This window comes from Mycobacterium scrofulaceum (assembly GCF_002086735.1).
Classification (GTDB): Bacteria; Actinomycetota; Actinomycetes; order Mycobacteriales; family Mycobacteriaceae; genus Mycobacterium; species Mycobacterium scrofulaceum.
Genome location: NZ_MVIJ01000136.1, coordinates 1 through 1416, shown reverse-complemented (window position 1 = coordinate 1416; position 1416 = coordinate 1). Strand labels below are relative to the sequence as shown.

The 1416-nt window shown below is 71.8% G+C and carries 1 protein-coding gene; it reads right to left on the bottom strand.

What is annotated here, in order from left to right; genetic code table 11:
• Window positions 1–1410, bottom strand: a 1410-nt coding sequence (locus tag BST44_RS29110) for an HNH endonuclease signature motif containing protein (RefSeq protein ID WP_083180043.1), incomplete at its 3' end; no start/stop codon positions are given.
• Between the last annotated feature and the right edge of the window lie 6 nt (window positions 1411–1416).

Sequence of the window (1416 nt, the reverse complement as noted above, 5' to 3'; positions counted from 1 at the left end):
GCGGTTGTGTCGGCGTTCGGTGGCGATGCGGGTGGCGCGGTCGTGGGCGCGGGTGCGGCGGCGCCGGGGCATCATGGCGGCGCGTTGGCCGCAGTAGTCGGGGGGCGGGTCGGCTTCGGGGGCCGGTATCGCCGCGGTGGCTTGGCACAGGCTGGGAAACAGCAGGGCGCTGCCCGGGGTGGTCACATAGGTCCGCCCGGCCGGGGAAGTCAGGATCAGCGTGGCGTCGGGCAGTTGTTGTTCGGTCCAGCCCCAGAAGGTTTTCACCAAATGATGCGTGCGGCATAAGCATTTGAGGTTCGAGGCGTGGGTGGGCCCGCCTTGGCTGTAGGGGATGGTGTGGTCGATGTCGCAGGCCAGCGCCGGGCAATCACAGCCGGGCCAGCGGCAGGTCAGATCCCGGCACCGCACGAAATCGGCCAACGCCGCCGAGGGCACATAACCCGGCTCGGGGGGCGCGTCACCGGGATGCACCAGCGGCAGGTGTTTGGCCGAGGCGGCCAACTGCTGAATCAGCTCGGGCGGGATCAGCCCGTCCGCGCGCAGTTGTGAGGCCGTGCCCGCGCCGCTATCGAGGGCGGCCCGCTCGGCGATCACATGGATCACCACCGGCCCGGCCGCGGGCCGCTCACCCGCGGCGCAGTCCGCGCGCCCACACCGACAGCCCAGCCGCTGGGCCCCGGCGGCCAGCGCGCCCAACGCATCAGCGCGGCGCTGCTCGCGGGTACGCGGATCATGGGCACACACCGTGGCCGCCAACCCGTCCAGCCGCTTATCGAGGGCATGCCCGTCCGGGCTGACCAGCACACCCTCGATCCGCGCCAGCCCCTCGCCCATGTCGCCGATCCACACCTCGCGACCCGCCGCACGCTGCCGGCGCCGCCGCACCGCATCGACATCCACGCCGGCCACGACCCTGTCCACCCGCGCGGCCACCCGCGCCGCCGTCAGCGCCGGCCACCGCCCCACCACCGCGGCCAACTGCGAATCCACCGCCGCCAACACCTCGGCATCGGTCAGCAAATCGGTGCGAAACACCACCGTCTGCACCATCCGAAAGTCGATATCCCCCGCGGCGAACACCGCACCCACCTTCGGCAGCCGCTCCCGCAACGCCCGCGCATACCGCACCCGGCTGGCCGCCAACCCCTGACTGATCCGCAACTGCGCGGCCACCTCGGCCGCCACCGCCGCCTCGGTATCCACCGCCCACTCCTCGGCCTCCGCACACCGCGACAACCGATACGCGAACAACTCCCCCACCGCGGCCAACTGCGCCGCCACCGCCCGATTCTCCACCCGCGAAAAACACGAAACCTGCTCCAACAGCGCCGCCGACTCCGCCGTCCCCGAGGGATACCGCCGCTCGAAGAGCTCATCAAACTCCGCGATCACCGCCGCCGACGACACCCTCGA